This window comes from Streptomyces sp. NPDC088254 (genome assembly GCF_044740925.1).
Classification (GTDB): Bacteria; Actinomycetota; Actinomycetes; order Streptomycetales; family Streptomycetaceae; genus Streptomyces.
The window spans coordinates 1,218,282-1,231,957 of the sequence record NZ_JBIURQ010000001.1 but is presented as its reverse complement, the minus strand read 5'-3'; the positions used below and the strand labels follow the sequence as shown (position 1 = coordinate 1,231,957).

Here is a 13,676-nt window from a genome sequence, read left to right as displayed (position 1 = left end):
GCGACAGGTCGGCGATCACGGTCCCCATGGGGCAGCGCGCGGTGACGACGGTCAGTCGTCGCCCTCCAGGTCGCCCTCCGTCTCCAGGTACACCTGGCGCAGCGCCTCCAGCACCGCCGGGTCGGGCTTCTCCCACATGCCCCGCGACTCCGCCTCCAGCAGCCGCTCGGCGATGCCGTGCAGCGCCCATGGGTTGGCCTCCTGGAGGAACTCGCGGTTGGCGGGGTCCAGGACGTAGGTCTCGGTGAGCTTGTCGTACATCCAGTCGGCGATCACGCCCGTCGTGGCGTCGTAGCCGAACAGGTAGTCCACCGTGGCGGCCAGTTCGAAGGCGCCCTTGTAGCCGTGGCGACGCATCGCCTCGATCCACTTGGGGTTGACGACACGGGCGCGGAAGACGCGCGAGGTCTCCTCGACGAGGGTGCGGGTGCGGACCGTCTCGGGCCGGGTGGAGTCGCCGATGTAGGCCTCGGGGGCGGTGCCGCGCAGGGCGCGGACGGTGGCCACCATGCCGCCGTGGTACTGGAAGTAGTCGTCGGAGTCGGCGATGTCGTGCTCGCGGGTGTCGGTGTTCTTCGCGGCCACCGCGATCCGCTTGTACGCCGTCTCCATCTCCTCGCGGGCCGGGCGGCCGTCCAGTTCACGGCCGTAGGCGTAGCCGCCCCAGACGGTGTAGACCTCGGCGAGGTCGGCGTCGGTGCGCCAGTCGCGGGAGTCGATGAGCTGGAGCAGGCCGGCGCCGTAGGTGCCCGGTCGGGAGCCGAAGATACGGGTGGTGGCGCGGCGCTCGTCGCCGTGCTCGGCCAGGTCCGCCTGGACGTGGGCCCGCACGTGGTTGGCCTCGGCCGGTTCGTCCAGCGAGGCCGCCAGGCGCACCGCGTCGTCGAGCAGTCCGACGGTGTGCGGGAAGGCGTCGCGGAAGAAGCCGGAGATGCGCAGGGTGACGTCGATGCGGGGCCGGCCCAGCTCCTCGGCGGGGACGGCTTCCAGGCCCGTCACACGGCGGGAGGCGTCGTCCCAGACGGGGCGGACGCCGAGCAGGGCGAGGGCCTCGGCGACGTCGTCGCCGGCGGTGCGCATGGCGCTCGTGCCCCACAGCGACAGGCCGACGGAGCTGGGCCAGTCGCCGTTGTCGGTGCGGTAGCGCTCCAGGAGCGAGTCGGCGAGGGCCTGACCCGTCTCCCAGGCGAGCCGGGAGGGGACGGCCTTGGGGTCGACGGAGTAGAAATTGCGGCCGGTCGGCAGGACGTTGACCAGGCCGCGCAGCGGGGAGCCCGAGGGGCCCGCAGGGACGAAGCCCCCGTTCAGCGCGTGGACGGCGTGGTCGAGTTCGCCGGTCGTGGCCGCCAGCCGCGGGACGACCTCGCGGGCGGCGAACTCCAGGATGGCGGCGACCTGTTCGCCGTGCTCGGCGGGGACGGCGGCCGGGTCCCAGTGGGCGTCCTCCATCGCCTGGACCAGGGCGCGGGCCTGCTCCTCCGCCTGGTCGGCGGTGGTGCGGGTGGCGGCCGACTCGTCCAGGCCGAGGGCCTCGCGCAGACCGGGCAGGGCGCTGGCGCCGCCCCAGATCTGGCGGGCGCGCAGGATGGCGAGGACGAGGTTGACGCGGTCGGCGCCGGCGGGCGGGGCCCCCAGGACGTGCAGGCCGTCGCGGATCTGGGCGTCCTTGACCTCGCAGAGCCAGCCGTCGACGTGCAGGAGGAAGTCGTCGAAGCCGTCGTCGTCGGGGCGGTCGTCCATGCCGAGGTCGTGGTCGAGCTTGGCGGCCTGGATGAGGGTCCAGATCTGGGCGCGGATCGCCGGCAGCTTCGCCGGGTCCATGGAGGAGATCTGGGCGTACTCGTCGAGGAGCTGCTCCAGGCGCGCGATGTCGCCGTAGGAGTCGGCGCGGGCCATCGGCGGGACGAGGTGGTCGACGAGGGTGGCGTGCACGCGGCGCTTGGCCTGGGTGCCCTCGCCGGGGTCGTTGACGAGGAACGGGTAGATCAGGGGGAGGTCGCCGAGGGCGGCGTCGGGGCCGCAGGCGGCGGACAGGCCGGCGTTCTTGCCGGGCAGCCACTCCAGGTTGCCGTGCTTGCCCAGGTGGATCATGGCGTCCGCGCCGAATCCGGCGTCGTCCGCGCGTGCGGCGATCCAGCGGTAGGCGGCCAGGTAGTGGTGGGACGGCGGCAGGTCCGGGTCGTGGTAGATGGCGATGGGGTTCTCGCCGAAACCGCGCGGGGGCTGGATGAGGATCAGCAGGTTCCCGTAGCGCAGGCCGGCGAGGACGATGTCGCCCTCCGGGTTGCGGCTGCGGTCGACGAACATCTCGCCCGGCGGCGGACCCCAGTGCTCCTCGACCGAGGCCCGCAGCTCCTCGGGGAGCGTGGCGTACCAGCGGCGGTAGTCGGCCGCCGGGATGCGGACGGGGTTGCGGGCGAGCTGCTCCTCGGTGAGCCAGGCCTGGTCGTGTCCGCCGGCCTCGATCAGCGCCCTGATCAGCTCGTCGCCGTCACCGGAGGCGAGGCCCGGGATGTCGGCGCCGCCGAAGTCGTAGCCCTCCTCGCGCAGTCGGCGCAGCAGGGCCACCGCGCTGGCGGGGGTGTCCAGGCCGACGGCGTTGCCGATCCGGGAGTGCTTGGTCGGGTAGGCGGACAGCACGAGCGCGAGGCGCTTGTCGGCGTTGGCGATATGGCGAAGTCGCGCGTGGCGTACGGCGATCCCGGCGACGCGGGCGGCACGCTCGGGGTCGGCGACGTAGGCCGGGAGTCCGTCCTCGTCGATCTCCTTGAAGGAGAACGGGACGGTGATCAGACGGCCGTCGAACTCGGGTACGGCGATCTGGCTGGCCGCGTCGAGCGGGGAGACGCCCTCGTCGTTGTCCTCCCAGTCGGCGCGCGAGCCGGTCAGGCACAGGGCCTGGAGGATCGGGACGTCCAGCGCGGTGAGCGCGCCCGCGTCCCAGGACTCGTCGTCGCCGCCCGCGGAGGCCTCGGCGGGCTTGGTGCCGCCGGCGGCGAGGACGGTGGTGACGATGGCGTCGGCGGCGCGCAGTTCCTCGATCAGCTCGGGCTCGGGGGCCCGCAGGGAGGCGACGTACAGGGGCAGCGGCCGGCCGCCGGCGTCCTCGACGGCGTCGCACAGGGCGCCGACGAAGGCGGTGTTGCCGCTCATGTGGTGGGCGCGGTAGTAGAGCACGGCGACGGTCGGGCCGTCGCTCTCCCCTGCTTCCCTGGGCAGCGGGCCCCAGGTGGGGGCGGCGGCGGGGGCGTCGAAGCCGTGGCCGGTGAGCAGGACCGTGTCGGAGAGGAACCGGGCGAGCTGCTCCAGGTTTGCGGGGCCGCCGTGGGCGAGGTAGGCGTGGGCCTCGGCGGCGATGCCGACGGGGACGGTGGAGGCGGCCATCAGCTGGGCGTCGGGGGCCTGTTCACCGCTGAGGACGACGACCGGGCGGCCGTCGGCGAGGAGCAGGTCGAGCCCCTCCTCCCAGGCGCGCAGCCCGCCGAGGAGGCGTACGACGACCAGGTCGACGCCGTCGAGGAGGGCGGGCAGGTCGTCCAGGGGCAGCCGGGCGGGGTTGGCGAAGCGGTAGCGGACCGGACCGTCGGCCGCACGGGCGCTGAGCAGGTCGGTGTCGGACGTCGACAGCAGAAGGATCATGCGTCGTCTGGCCTTCCTCGGGGTCCGCGCCCCGGGCGGTGTCGGACGGCGGGAGTTCCTGACTCGCCCGGCCTGTCCGTGGCCGGGCTCACAGTGGCGGGACCGCGCCGGATTCGCACCGGGCTTCCTCCCCTGTCGCCGTCTTGGCGTGAGCGGATCGGGTGATCCGCCAAGGAGCATAGTAGGGGGCGGGGCAAGAGGGCCCCGGGTGCATCGTGCCTGATGGTGGGTATGCTCGCCGCCATGTCCACGGCTGACCTTCGTTCATCGCCCCAGGCCCCGCCGGCCTCACGCGAACGCGGTGACGCCTGCCCGGGTTCGCTGCGGCTGCACACGGCCGACGACGGCGCGCTGGCCCGGATCCGTGTCCCCGGCGGCGTTCTGACCGTACGGCAGGCGCGGACGCTCGCCGAGGCGTCGGCCAGGCTGGGCGACGGCGAACTGCATCTGACCTCGCGGGGGAACGTGCAGCTGCGGGGCCTCGGCACCGACTGCCGCGGGGAGTTGGCCGCACTGCTGGACACCGCCGGGCTGCTCCCTTCGCCCGGTCACGAACGGGTCCGCAACATCGTCGCCTCGCCGCTGTCCGGTCTCGACGGACGCGGCCGGCTCGACGTACGGCCGTGGCTGACGGCGTTGGACGCGGCGCTGTGCGCGAGCGATCCGGCGCGGGCGCTGTCGGGGCGTTTCCTGTTCGCGCTCGACGACGGGCGCGGGGATGTGGCCGGGCTCGCCGCGGACGTCACGCTCCGGGCGACGGCGAACGGCCGCGCGGAACTCGCCCCGGGGTCGGCCGGCGAGGCGCTGCTGGTGTCCGCCGAGGACGCGCCGCGTGCCGCGCTGGCGGCAGCCGAGACGTTCCTGGAGACCGTGCGGGCGACGGGGACCGGCGTCTGGCGGGTGGACGAACTCCCCTGCTCGGACGGCTCGTTCATCGATCTGGTCGGCCGCCGGCTCGCGGGCGAGGGCATCGGCCACGAGCGGTGCCCCCGGGACGCCGCCCGTACCGGCGGGCCGCCTCCCGGAGCCGTCGGCGCCGCGCTGTCCGTACACGTCCCCTTCGGTCGCCTCGCGGCCCGTCAGTGGCGGGAGCTGACCGATGTCGCCGTCGGCGAGCTGCGCCTCACGCCTTGGCGCGGTGTGGTTCTTCCCACACCGCGCGCGGACGTCGACGCCTCCCTCGCTCATCTCGCGGCCGCCGGCCTCGTCACGGATCCCGGCTCGCCCTGGATGCGCGTCGGGGCCTGCATCGGTCGGCCCGGATGCGGCAGGTCCCGGGCCGACGTGCAGGCCGACGCGACCGAGGCCCGCGCGGCGCTCGCCCCGGGCGGCCTCCCCCTGTACTGGTCAGGATGCGAACGACGCTGCGGACATCCCCGGGGCGACCGGATCGACGTGGTCGCCGCACCCGAGGGCGGCTATCTGCTCTCCACCGCCGTGACCGGGCAGGAGCCCCGCACCACCACCCTGGACCATCCCTCCCGACTCGCCACCGCCCTGGCAGCGATCACCGCATGAGCCGCACGACGACCGAGAGCAGTGAGAAGAACACCGTGACGAAGTACGAGTACGAGAAGGACGGCGCGGCCATCTACCGCCGGTCCTTCGCCACCATCCGGGCGGAGGCCGACCTCGAGGGTCTGCCCGCCGACGTCAGCCAGGTCGCGGTCCGGATGATCCACGCCTGCGGCATGGTCGACCTCGTACGGGACCTGGACTGCACGCCCACCGTCGTGGCCCGCGCCCGTGAGGCCCTGCGCTCGGGCGCGCCCATCTTCACCGACGTGCAGATGGTGGCCAGCGGAGTGACCCGCAAGCGGCTGCCCGCCGGCAACGACGTGCTGTGCACCCTGTCCGACCCGTCCGTGCCGGGGCTCGCCGCAGAGCTCGGCACCACCCGCACCGCCGCAGCGATGGAACTGTGGCGGGACCGGCTGGAGGGCTCGGTGGTCGCCGTCGGCAACGCGCCCACCGCGCTGTTCCGGCTGCTGGAGATGATCGACGAGGGCGCGCCCCGGCCCGCCGCCGTCATCGGCGTGCCCGTCGGGTTCGTCGGCGCCGTCGAGTCCAAGGACGCGCTGGCCGCGCACCCGTCCGGCCTGGAGTACCTGGTGGTGCGCGGGCGCCGGGGCGGCAGCGCCCTCGCCGCCGCCGCGCTCAACGCGATCGCGAGCGAGGAAGAGTGAGCGGCAAGCTGTACGGCGTCGGGCTGGGCCCCGGCGACCCGTCCCTGATGACCGTCCGGGCCGTCGAGGTCATCGCCGAAGCCGATGTGATCGCCTATCACAGCGCCCGGCACGGCCGGTCCATCGCCCGCTCGATCGCGGCGCGGCACATCCGCGCCGACCACATCGAGGAGCGGCTGGTCTACCCGGTCACCACCGAGACCACCGACCACCCGGGCGGCTACCAGGGCGCCATCGACGACTTCTACGCCGAGGCGTCGGCCCGGCTCGCCGCGCACCTGGAGGCGGGGCGGACCGTCGCGGTCCTCGCCGAGGGCGACCCGCTCTTCTACGGCTCCTACATGCACATGCACAAGCGGCTCGCCGACCGCTTCGACACCGAGGTGATCCCCGGGGTCACCTCGGTGTCGGCCGCCGCCGCCCGGCTGGGCGCGCCGCTCGTCGAGGGCGAGGAGGTGCTGACCGTCCTGCCGGGCACGCTCCCCGAGGAGGAGCTGGCCGCGCGGCTCGCCGCGACGGACGTGGCGGTGGTGATGAAGCTGGGCCGCACCTTCCCCAAGGTCCGCCGGGCGATGGAGAGTTCCGGCCGGCTGGGCGAGGCCCGGTACGTGGAGCGGGCCACCATGGCCGGGGAGCGGGTCGGTGAACTCGCCGACGTGGACGAGGAGTCGGTGCCGTACTTCTCGGTGGCCGTGCTGCCGAGCCAGGTCGACGCGGAGCGGCCCGCGGCGCGTGAGCGCGGTGAGGTGGTCGTCGTCGGGACCGGGCCGGCCGGACCGCGGTGGCTGACGCCCGAGACGCGGGGCGCGCTCGCCGCCGCCGACGACCTCGTCGGCTACACCACGTACCTGGACCGGGTGCCGGTACGGGCCGGGCAGGTGCGGCACGGCTCGGACAACCGGGTCGAGTCGGAGCGGGCCGAGTTCGCGCTCGACCTGGCCCGGCGGGGCCGGCGGGTCGCCGTCGTCTCCGGGGGCGATCCGGGGGTGTTCGCCATGGCGACGGCCGTCCTGGAGGTCGCCTCGCAGAAGGAGTACGAGGATGTCGCGGTGCGCGTGCTGCCGGGCGTGACCGCCGCCAACGCGGCCGCCGCCCGCGCGGGTGCGCCGCTCGGGCACGACTACGCCACGATCTCGCTCTCCGACCGGCTCAAGCCGTGGGAGGTCATCGCCGAACGGCTGCGCGCGGCGGCCTCGGCGGATCTGGTGCTCGCCCTCTACAACCCGGGCTCACAGAGCCGCACTTGGCAGGTGGCCAAGGCCCGCGAGTTGCTGTTGGAGCATCGCGACCCGGACACCCCGGTCGTGGTCGCGCGGGACGTGGGCGGCTCCGGGGAGAGCGTGCGGATCGTGCCGCTCGCCGACCTGGATCCGGCCGAGGTCGACATGCGGACGATCCTGCTGGTCGGCTCCTCCCAGACGCGAGCCGTGCGGCGCGGCGACGGCGAGCAGATCGTCTGGACGCCTCGCCGGTACCCGGAGGCATGAGGCGTACGGCGCCGACCGCGCGCGGTCAGTACCGGTTGCTCACGGCCGGCGCCGGCTGCTCCGGGTCGGCGCCAGCCCCTTCTTGTCGGCGCGGGCCGCTTCCGGCCGGCGCCGGCCGCACCCCGCCGGCGCGGATACTTGTCCGGCCGGCCGCCGGCCGCTCCCGGTCGGCACCAGCCGCTCCCAGCCGTATCCCGCCGGCGCCGGATACCTCCGGTCGGCGTCAGCCGGGTGCCGGTCGTATCGCACCGGTGCCGGATGCCACCGGTCGGCGCCAGCCGCTTCCGCAGTGGGCACCAGCCGCTCCCGGCCTGTGTCACCCGGATCCCGCCGGCGCCGGAGCCTCCGGCTGGGGCCGGCCGTTCCCGTCGGCGCCAGCCGTTTCCCGTCGGTTTCGGCTGGTTCCGGTCAGTGCCAGCCGCTCCCGTTCGGTGTCACCCGTTTCTTCGTCGGCACCGGATGCAACCGGCCCGTGCCGCCCGGCAGGCGCTCGGCGGCGGCCGGACGTCGGGACGGCCGGGGCCGGATGTCCCGGGGCGCGCGGACGGTCAGGACAGCCGGGGGCCGGGGGACCGGCCGAGGCGGTCGGTTATCCAGCGAGCCGCCTGCTCCGGAGTTGTCGCCACCTGGACGCCCCCGGGGAACTTCGGGCGTCGGACCACCACCACCGGAACTCCCGCCTCCCTCGCCGCCGTCAGCTTCGGCGCGGTGGCCGCTCCCCCGCTGTCCTTCGTCACCAGCACGTCGACCCGGTAACGGCGCAACAGCTCGCGTTCGCCGTCCAGGGTGAACGGCCCCCGGTCGAGCAGCACCTCCATACGGGGCGGGTGCGGCGGCTCGGGCGCGTCGACGGAACGGACGAGGAACCACAGGTCGGCGAGGTCGGCGAAGGCGGCGAGGCCCATGCGCCCGGTGGTCAGGAAGACCCGCTCCCCCAGCCCGGGCAGCAGCTCCGCCGCCTCCTCCAGCGAGGAGGCCTCGTGCCAGCGGTCGCCCTCCACGGGGACCCAGCCGGGGCGGCGCAGCGCGAGCAGGGGAACATGGGCGGTGGCGGCGGCTCGCGCCGCGTGGAAACTGATGGTCCCGGCGAAAGGATGGGTGGCGTCGATGAGCGCGTCGACGGCGTTGTCGCGCAGCCACGCGGTCAGGCCCTCGGTCCCGCCGAAGCCGCCGACGCGGACCTCGCCCGGCGGCAGCCGGGGACTGGCGACCCGCCCCGCGAGGGAGCTGGTCAGCCGCAACCCGGGAGGGCCGTGCAGCAGTTCGGCTAGGCGGCGGGCCTCCGTGGTGCCGCCGAGGATCAGTACGTGCATGGAAGTCCAGGTCCGTTCATGAGCGAGTCACAGAGCACCGGCGAGGCCGGGGCGCAGGGCGTCGGCGAGGCGAAGGGCGGTCGTACCGCGCAGCTGAAGCACACGGGTCTGCGGCCCGGCTGGACCACCGGCGCCTGCGCGACGGCGGCCACGACGGCCGCGTACACCGCGCTGCTGACCGGCGAGTTCCCCGACCCGGTGACGATCACGCTGCCCAAGGGGCAGACGCCGTCCTTCGCGCTGGCGGCCGAGGAGCTGACGGAGGCGTACGCGATGGCGGGGATCGTGAAGGACGCGGGCGACGATCCGGACGTCACGCACGGCGCGCTGGTGCGGGCCACGGTCAGGCGGCTGCCCGCCGGTTCCGGGGTCGTCTTCCGGGCCGGCCCGGGGGTCGGGACGGTCACCCGGCCCGGTCTGCCGCTGCCGGTCGGCGAGCCCGCCGTGAACCCGGTGCCGCGCCGGATGATGTGCGACCACGTCGCCGAGGTCGCGGCCCGGTACGGCGGCACGTCGGACGTGGAGATCACGGTCTCCGTGGACCACGGCGAGGAGATCGCCCGCTCCACGTGGAACCCCCGGCTCGGCATCCTGGGCGGCCTGTCCATCCTGGGCACGACCGGCATCGTCGTCCCGTACTCGTGCTCGGCGTGGATCGACTCCATTCGGCGGGGCGTGGACGTGGCGCGGGCGGCGGGGCGCACGCATGTCGCGGGGTGCACCGGGTCGACGTCGGAGCGGACGGTCGTCGCGGAGTACGGCCTGCCCGAGGACGCCCTGCTCGACATGGGCGACTTCGCGGGGGCGGTGCTGAAGTACGTCCGCCGGCACCCCGTCGACCGTCTCACGGTGTGCGGCGGCTTCGCCAAGCTCTCCAAGCTGGCCGCGGGCCATCTCGACCTGCACTCGGCCCGCTCCCAGGTGGACAAGGGCTTCCTGGCCGAACTGGCCCGGCGCGGCGGCGCGGACGAGGCACTGGCGGCGGAGGTGGCCGACGCCAACACGGGGCTCGCCGCGCTCCAGCTGTGCCTGGCGGCCGGGGTGCCGCTGGGGGACCTGGTGGCGACGGCGGCCCGCGACCAGGCGCTGGCCGTGCTGCGGGGCGCGCCCGTCGCGGTGGACGTCGTCTGCATCGACCGGGCGGGGACGGTGGTCGGCCGCAGCACGGTCGCCTGACCGCTCCCGGCGGCGGCCGGGTCAGTCACCGGCGACGACCGGGCCGACGCGCAGGCGGTTGCCGTCCGGGTCCGTCAGGCGCAGCTCGCGCCCCCACGGCGTCTCCTCGGCCCGTACGCCGAACTCCGCGGCCACCGCGTCGAGATCGCCGACCCGCAGGTACAGCAGGGTGTCGGGCCGGGCGTCGCCCTCGTGCTCCGACAGGTACAGCCGGACGCGTCCGCGGGCGACCTCGGTGAACACGGGCAGGCCGGGCTCGAACCGGTGCTCCCACTGCTGCCGGAAGCCCAGCCGCGCGTACCAGTCGACGGCGGCCGCCGCGTCCTGTACGCGCAGGATCGGAACGACCTCCTCGTGCGTGCCGCCCGTGTCGCTCCCGTCGCTCAGCATGTGTGGCGGTCCCGGTCCGGGGAGTACAGGTGGCTGTCGCGGAAGTGTTCGGCGGCGAGGGTGCGGCCGACCATGATGACGGCCGTACGCAGGACGCCGGCCTCCTTCACCTTGCCGGCGATCTCGTCGAGCGTGCCGCGGATGACGAGCTCCTCGGGGCGGGAGGCGTGGGCGACGACGGCGGCCGGGCAGTCGGCGCCGTAGTGCGGGAGGAGTTCGCCGACCACGCGGTCGACGTAGCGGGCGGCCAGGTGCAGCACGATGAGCGCGCCGCTGCGGCCGAGGGTGGCGAGGTCCTCCCCCTCGGGCATGGCGGTGGCCTGCTGGGCGATGCGGGTGAGGATGACGGTCTGGCCGACGGTCGGCACGGTCAGTTCCCGCTTGAGGGCGGCCGCCGCCGCTGCGAACGCGGGCACGCCCGGGACGACCTCGTACGGCACCCCGGCCGCGTCGAGCCGCCGCATCTGCTCGGCGACCGCGCTGAACACCGAGGGGTCCCCGGAGTGCAGCCGGGCCACGTCGTGGCCCTCCTCGTGCGCACGGACCAGTTCGGCGACGATCTGGTCCAGGTCGAGTCGCGCGGTGTCCACCAGCCGTGCGCCGGGCGGGCATTCGGCGAGCAGCTCGCGCGGGACGAGGCTCCCCGCGTACAGGCAGACCGGACTCGCGGCGAGCACGCGGGCGCCGCGCACCGTGATCAGGTCGGCGGCGCCGGGGCCGGCGCCGATGAAGTACACGGTCATCTGTCTGCTCCTGAGGACGGGTCGGGGGTCTTGTGCACGGCCCACTGGGTCACCGGCATCGCCTGCCGCCACCCGGTGAAGCCGCCGACGGGCACGGCGTGCGCCACGGCCAGTTTCACCAGCTCCCCGCCGTGCCGCCGGCAGGCGTCGGCGAGCAGGGCCTCCGACTCCAGCGTCACGGTGTTGGCGACGAGCCGCCCGCCGTCGGGCAGCGCCTGCCAGCATGCGTCGAGGAGGCCGGGGGCGGTGAGTCCGCCGCCGATGAACACGGCGTCGGGCGGCGGGAGTTCGACGAGGGCGGCGGGCGCGGCGCCGGTGACGACGCGCAGCCCGGGCACGCCCAGCCGGTCGGCGTTGCGGGTGATGCGGGCGGCGCGCACGGGGTCGCGTTCGACGGTGATCGCGCGGCACGAGGGGTGGGTGCGCATCCATTCGACGGCGATGGAGCCGGAGCCGCCGCCGACGTCCCACAGCAGTTCGCCGGGTGCGGGGGCGAGGGCGGCGAGCGTCGCGGCGCGGACGTGCCGCTTGGTGAGCTGCCCGTCGTGTTCGTACGCCTCGTCGGGGAGCCCGGGGACGGCGCCGAGCCGCAGGGCGCCGGGGGCGCGGCGGCATTCGACGGCGACGATGTTGAGGGGGTCGCCGGGCGGCCGCGGCTCCTCCCACTCGTCGGCGGTGGTCCCGCCGCCGATGTGCTCGCGCGGGCCGCCGAGTTGCTCCAGGACGCGGACGCGGCTCGGTCCGAAGCCGCGCTCCCGCAGCAGGGCGGCGACCTGGCCGGGGGTTCGGGCGTCCGCGCTGAGGACGAGGAGACGCCGGCCGTCGTGCAGGGCGGCGGCGAGGCGGCCGGCGGGGCGGCCGACGAGCGTGACGACTTCGACGTCCTCCAGGGGCCAGCCGAGGCGGGCGGCGGCGTGGGAGACGGAGGAGGGGTGCGGCAGGACGCGCAGGGCGTCGCCGTCCGTCTCCTCGGCGAGGGCGCGTCCGATGCCGTAGAACATGGGGTCCCCGCTGGCGAGGACGGCGATGCGGCGGCCCGCGTGCGCGGCGAGGAGTGCGGGGACGGCCGGGCGCAGGGGCGTGGGCCAGGCGACGCGCTGTCCGGCGCACCGTTCGGGCAGCAGGTCGAGCTGGCGCGGGCCGCCGATGAGCACCTCGGCCTCGTCGAGCGCGGCGCGCGAGGCGTCGGGGAGCCCCGCCCATCCGTCGGCGCCGATTCCGACGACCGTGACGGCGGCGACGGCGGGCGGCGGTCCTGGTCGTGCGGGGTTCACTGCGCGTACCTCGTGGTTCGGGGGCAACAGGGGCGCACTCTACTGGGCGGCGCACGGCCCCCACCTGCTCGGGGGCCGCTTCGCCCGGCTTTCCGCCGCCCCGGCGCGACGGTCGTGGCGTCCCCGGACGCCTGCTTCGCTCAGCGGTGTTCGGGGTTGTCCGCGCCCGGCCGGCAGCCGGCGTCCCACTCCGTGCGCTGGTTGCCGTGGGCCGGGATTCCCCCGGCGCGTTTGAGCAGGGCCGCCAGGTGCATCAGGTTCCAGGTCATGAACGCGGTGTTGCGGTTGGTGAAGTCGTTCTCCGGGCCGCCCGAACCGGGGTCCAGGTACGAGGGGCCGGGTCCGGCCGCGCCGATCCAGCCCGCGTCGGCCTGCGGGGGGATGGTGTAGCCGAGGTGCTGGAGGCTGTAGAGCACGTTCATGGCGCAGTGCTTGACGCCGTCCTCGTTGCCGGTGATCAGACAGCCGCCGACGCGCCCGTAGTAGGCGTACTGGCCGCGGGAGTTGAGCAGGCTGGAGCAGCTGTAGAGGCGTTCGATGACGCGTTTGGTGACCGAGCTGTTGTCGCCGAGCCAGATGGGCCCGGCGATCACCAGGATGTCCGCGGCCATCACCTGCTCGTACAGGGCCGGCCAGGCGTCGGTGGCGATGCCATGCTGGGTCATGTCGGGGTAGACGCCCGTCGCGATGTCGTGGTCGGCCGCGCGGACGAGTTCCGTGGTCACCCCGCGCGCTTCCATGAGGGACCGGCTCATGTCGATGAGCCCTTGCGTGTGGCTGAGTCGGGGGGACGGCTTCAGCGTGCAGTTGACGAAGAGCGCGCGCAGGTCGTCGAAGCGGTAGCCGTCCTCGGTGGACGGGGCGAGCGATGCTGTCACGGATGACTCCGGGGGGAGAGCGAACAGGTAGGAGTGTCGGTGTCAGCGTCTCCCGGGGCGGGGGCGCCGCCCGGTTGCGACGCACCTCCATCCGGGCACCGGCCGCGGGCGCCCGCCGGTGAGGCCGCTTCAGCGCACGGTGGGCGGCCGCCGCTTCGCCGCACCGCGCAGTCTCACCAGAAGCAGCAGCGCCGACCCGCCGAACAGGACGGCGGTGATCAGCAGCCAGCGGGTGAGGAAGCCGTCGGCCGGCAGGCCGGTGGAGGACTCGTAGCGCTGCACCGTCCGGCCGCTGATCAACGGGAACCACACCAGCAGCAGAAGGCCGGACAGGACGGCCGGCACCCGGATGTACATCGTCCGCTCCCGGTGGCCGGCCGCGCCGAGGGCGCCGGTGAGGGCCCTGTCCGCGGACGCGTACAGCGGCAGCAGGACGAGGTCGTGCAGCACCGCCGCGCCCACGAACCACAGTGCGATGCCGAGCCAGTCTCCGGACAGCAGGCGCACGCCCGCGTATCCGGCGAGTGCGAAGGAGCAGACCAGGAGCAGGATGTGCAACGGGCTTCCGAGCGGAGGTCTTCTCATGACAG

The 13,676-nt window shown here is 74.6% G+C and carries 11 protein-coding genes and 1 riboswitch; of the genes, 4 read left to right on the top strand and 7 right to left on the bottom strand.

The features are described 5' to 3' along the window. Positions 1 to 51 precede the first annotated feature (51 nt). The gene (gene cobN, locus ACIOC0_RS05320) at positions 52 to 3,639 is read right to left on the bottom strand and encodes a cobaltochelatase subunit CobN (RefSeq protein ID WP_402152638.1); all 3,588 of its coding nucleotides are present in this window, start codon (positions 3,637 to 3,639) and stop codon (positions 52 to 54) included. 52 nt (positions 3,640 to 3,691) lie between these two features. Next, positions 3,692 to 3,769: riboswitch (cobalamin riboswitch) on the bottom strand. 101 nt (positions 3,770 to 3,870) lie between these two features. Here cobN and cobG point away from each other — a divergent pair. The 3 genes from cobG to ACIOC0_RS05305 are packed head-to-tail and all read left to right on the top strand — an operon-like array spanning position 3,871 to position 7,312. Continuing rightward, positions 3,871 to 5,157, top strand: a complete 1,287-nt coding sequence (gene cobG, locus ACIOC0_RS05315) for a precorrin-3B synthase (protein ID WP_402153224.1) — start codon at positions 3,871 to 3,873, stop codon at positions 5,155 to 5,157. Then, on the top strand, positions 5,154 to 5,825 hold the full coding sequence (locus ACIOC0_RS05310; RefSeq protein WP_351089666.1) for a precorrin-8X methylmutase: 672 nt from the start codon (positions 5,154 to 5,156) through the stop codon (positions 5,823 to 5,825). Before cobG ends, ACIOC0_RS05310 begins: the two co-directional genes overlap by 4 nt. Next, positions 5,822 to 7,312 carry a precorrin-2 C(20)-methyltransferase gene (locus ACIOC0_RS05305; RefSeq protein ID WP_402152637.1) on the top strand — a complete coding sequence of 497 codons (1,491 nt, stop codon included), beginning with the start codon at positions 5,822 to 5,824 and terminating at the stop codon, positions 7,310 to 7,312. Before ACIOC0_RS05310 ends, ACIOC0_RS05305 begins: the two co-directional genes overlap by 4 nt. Positions 7,313 to 7,860: 548 nt before the next feature. On the opposite strand, the gene ACIOC0_RS05300 is transcribed toward ACIOC0_RS05305, so the two are convergent. Next, positions 7,861 to 8,625 (bottom strand): cobalt-precorrin-6A reductase, encoded by a 765-nt coding sequence (locus ACIOC0_RS05300; protein WP_402152635.1) that lies wholly within the window; start codon positions 8,623 to 8,625, stop codon positions 7,861 to 7,863. Between the two features lie 18 nt (positions 8,626 to 8,643). Between ACIOC0_RS05300 and ACIOC0_RS05295 the strand changes: the two genes are divergently transcribed. Then, the gene (locus tag ACIOC0_RS05295) at positions 8,644 to 9,801 is read left to right on the top strand and encodes a cobalt-precorrin-5B (C(1))-methyltransferase (protein WP_402152633.1); all 1,158 of its coding nucleotides are present in this window, start codon (positions 8,644 to 8,646) and stop codon (positions 9,799 to 9,801) included. A gap of 21 nt (positions 9,802 to 9,822) precedes the next feature. Here ACIOC0_RS05295 and ACIOC0_RS05290 read toward each other — a convergent pair whose 3' ends face one another. The 5 genes from ACIOC0_RS05290 to ACIOC0_RS05270 all read right to left on the bottom strand — a co-directional run bounded on the left by ACIOC0_RS05290 (position 9,823) and on the right by ACIOC0_RS05270 (position 13,671). After that, entirely contained in the window at positions 9,823 to 10,191 is a 369-nt protein-coding gene (locus ACIOC0_RS05290; protein ID WP_402152631.1) for a glyoxalase superfamily protein, read from the bottom strand. Continuing rightward, positions 10,185 to 10,934, bottom strand: coding sequence for a precorrin-4 C(11)-methyltransferase (cobM, locus tag ACIOC0_RS05285; RefSeq protein WP_402152629.1), 750 nt, complete (start codon positions 10,932 to 10,934; stop codon positions 10,185 to 10,187). Before cobM ends, ACIOC0_RS05290 begins: the two co-directional genes overlap by 7 nt. After that, entirely contained in the window at positions 10,931 to 12,208 is a 1,278-nt protein-coding gene (gene cbiE, locus ACIOC0_RS05280) for a precorrin-6y C5,15-methyltransferase (decarboxylating) subunit CbiE (RefSeq protein ID WP_402152627.1), read from the bottom strand. Before cbiE ends, cobM begins: the two co-directional genes overlap by 4 nt. Before the next feature lie 140 nt (positions 12,209 to 12,348). After that, on the bottom strand, positions 12,349 to 13,086 hold the full coding sequence (locus tag ACIOC0_RS05275) for a flavodoxin family protein (protein ID WP_402152625.1): 738 nt from the start codon (positions 13,084 to 13,086) through the stop codon (positions 12,349 to 12,351). A gap of 129 nt (positions 13,087 to 13,215) precedes the next feature. Beyond that, positions 13,216 to 13,671 carry a hypothetical protein gene (locus ACIOC0_RS05270; RefSeq protein ID WP_402152623.1) on the bottom strand — a complete coding sequence of 152 codons (456 nt, stop codon included), beginning with the start codon at positions 13,669 to 13,671 and terminating at the stop codon, positions 13,216 to 13,218. Positions 13,672 to 13,676: the final 5 nt, after the last annotated feature.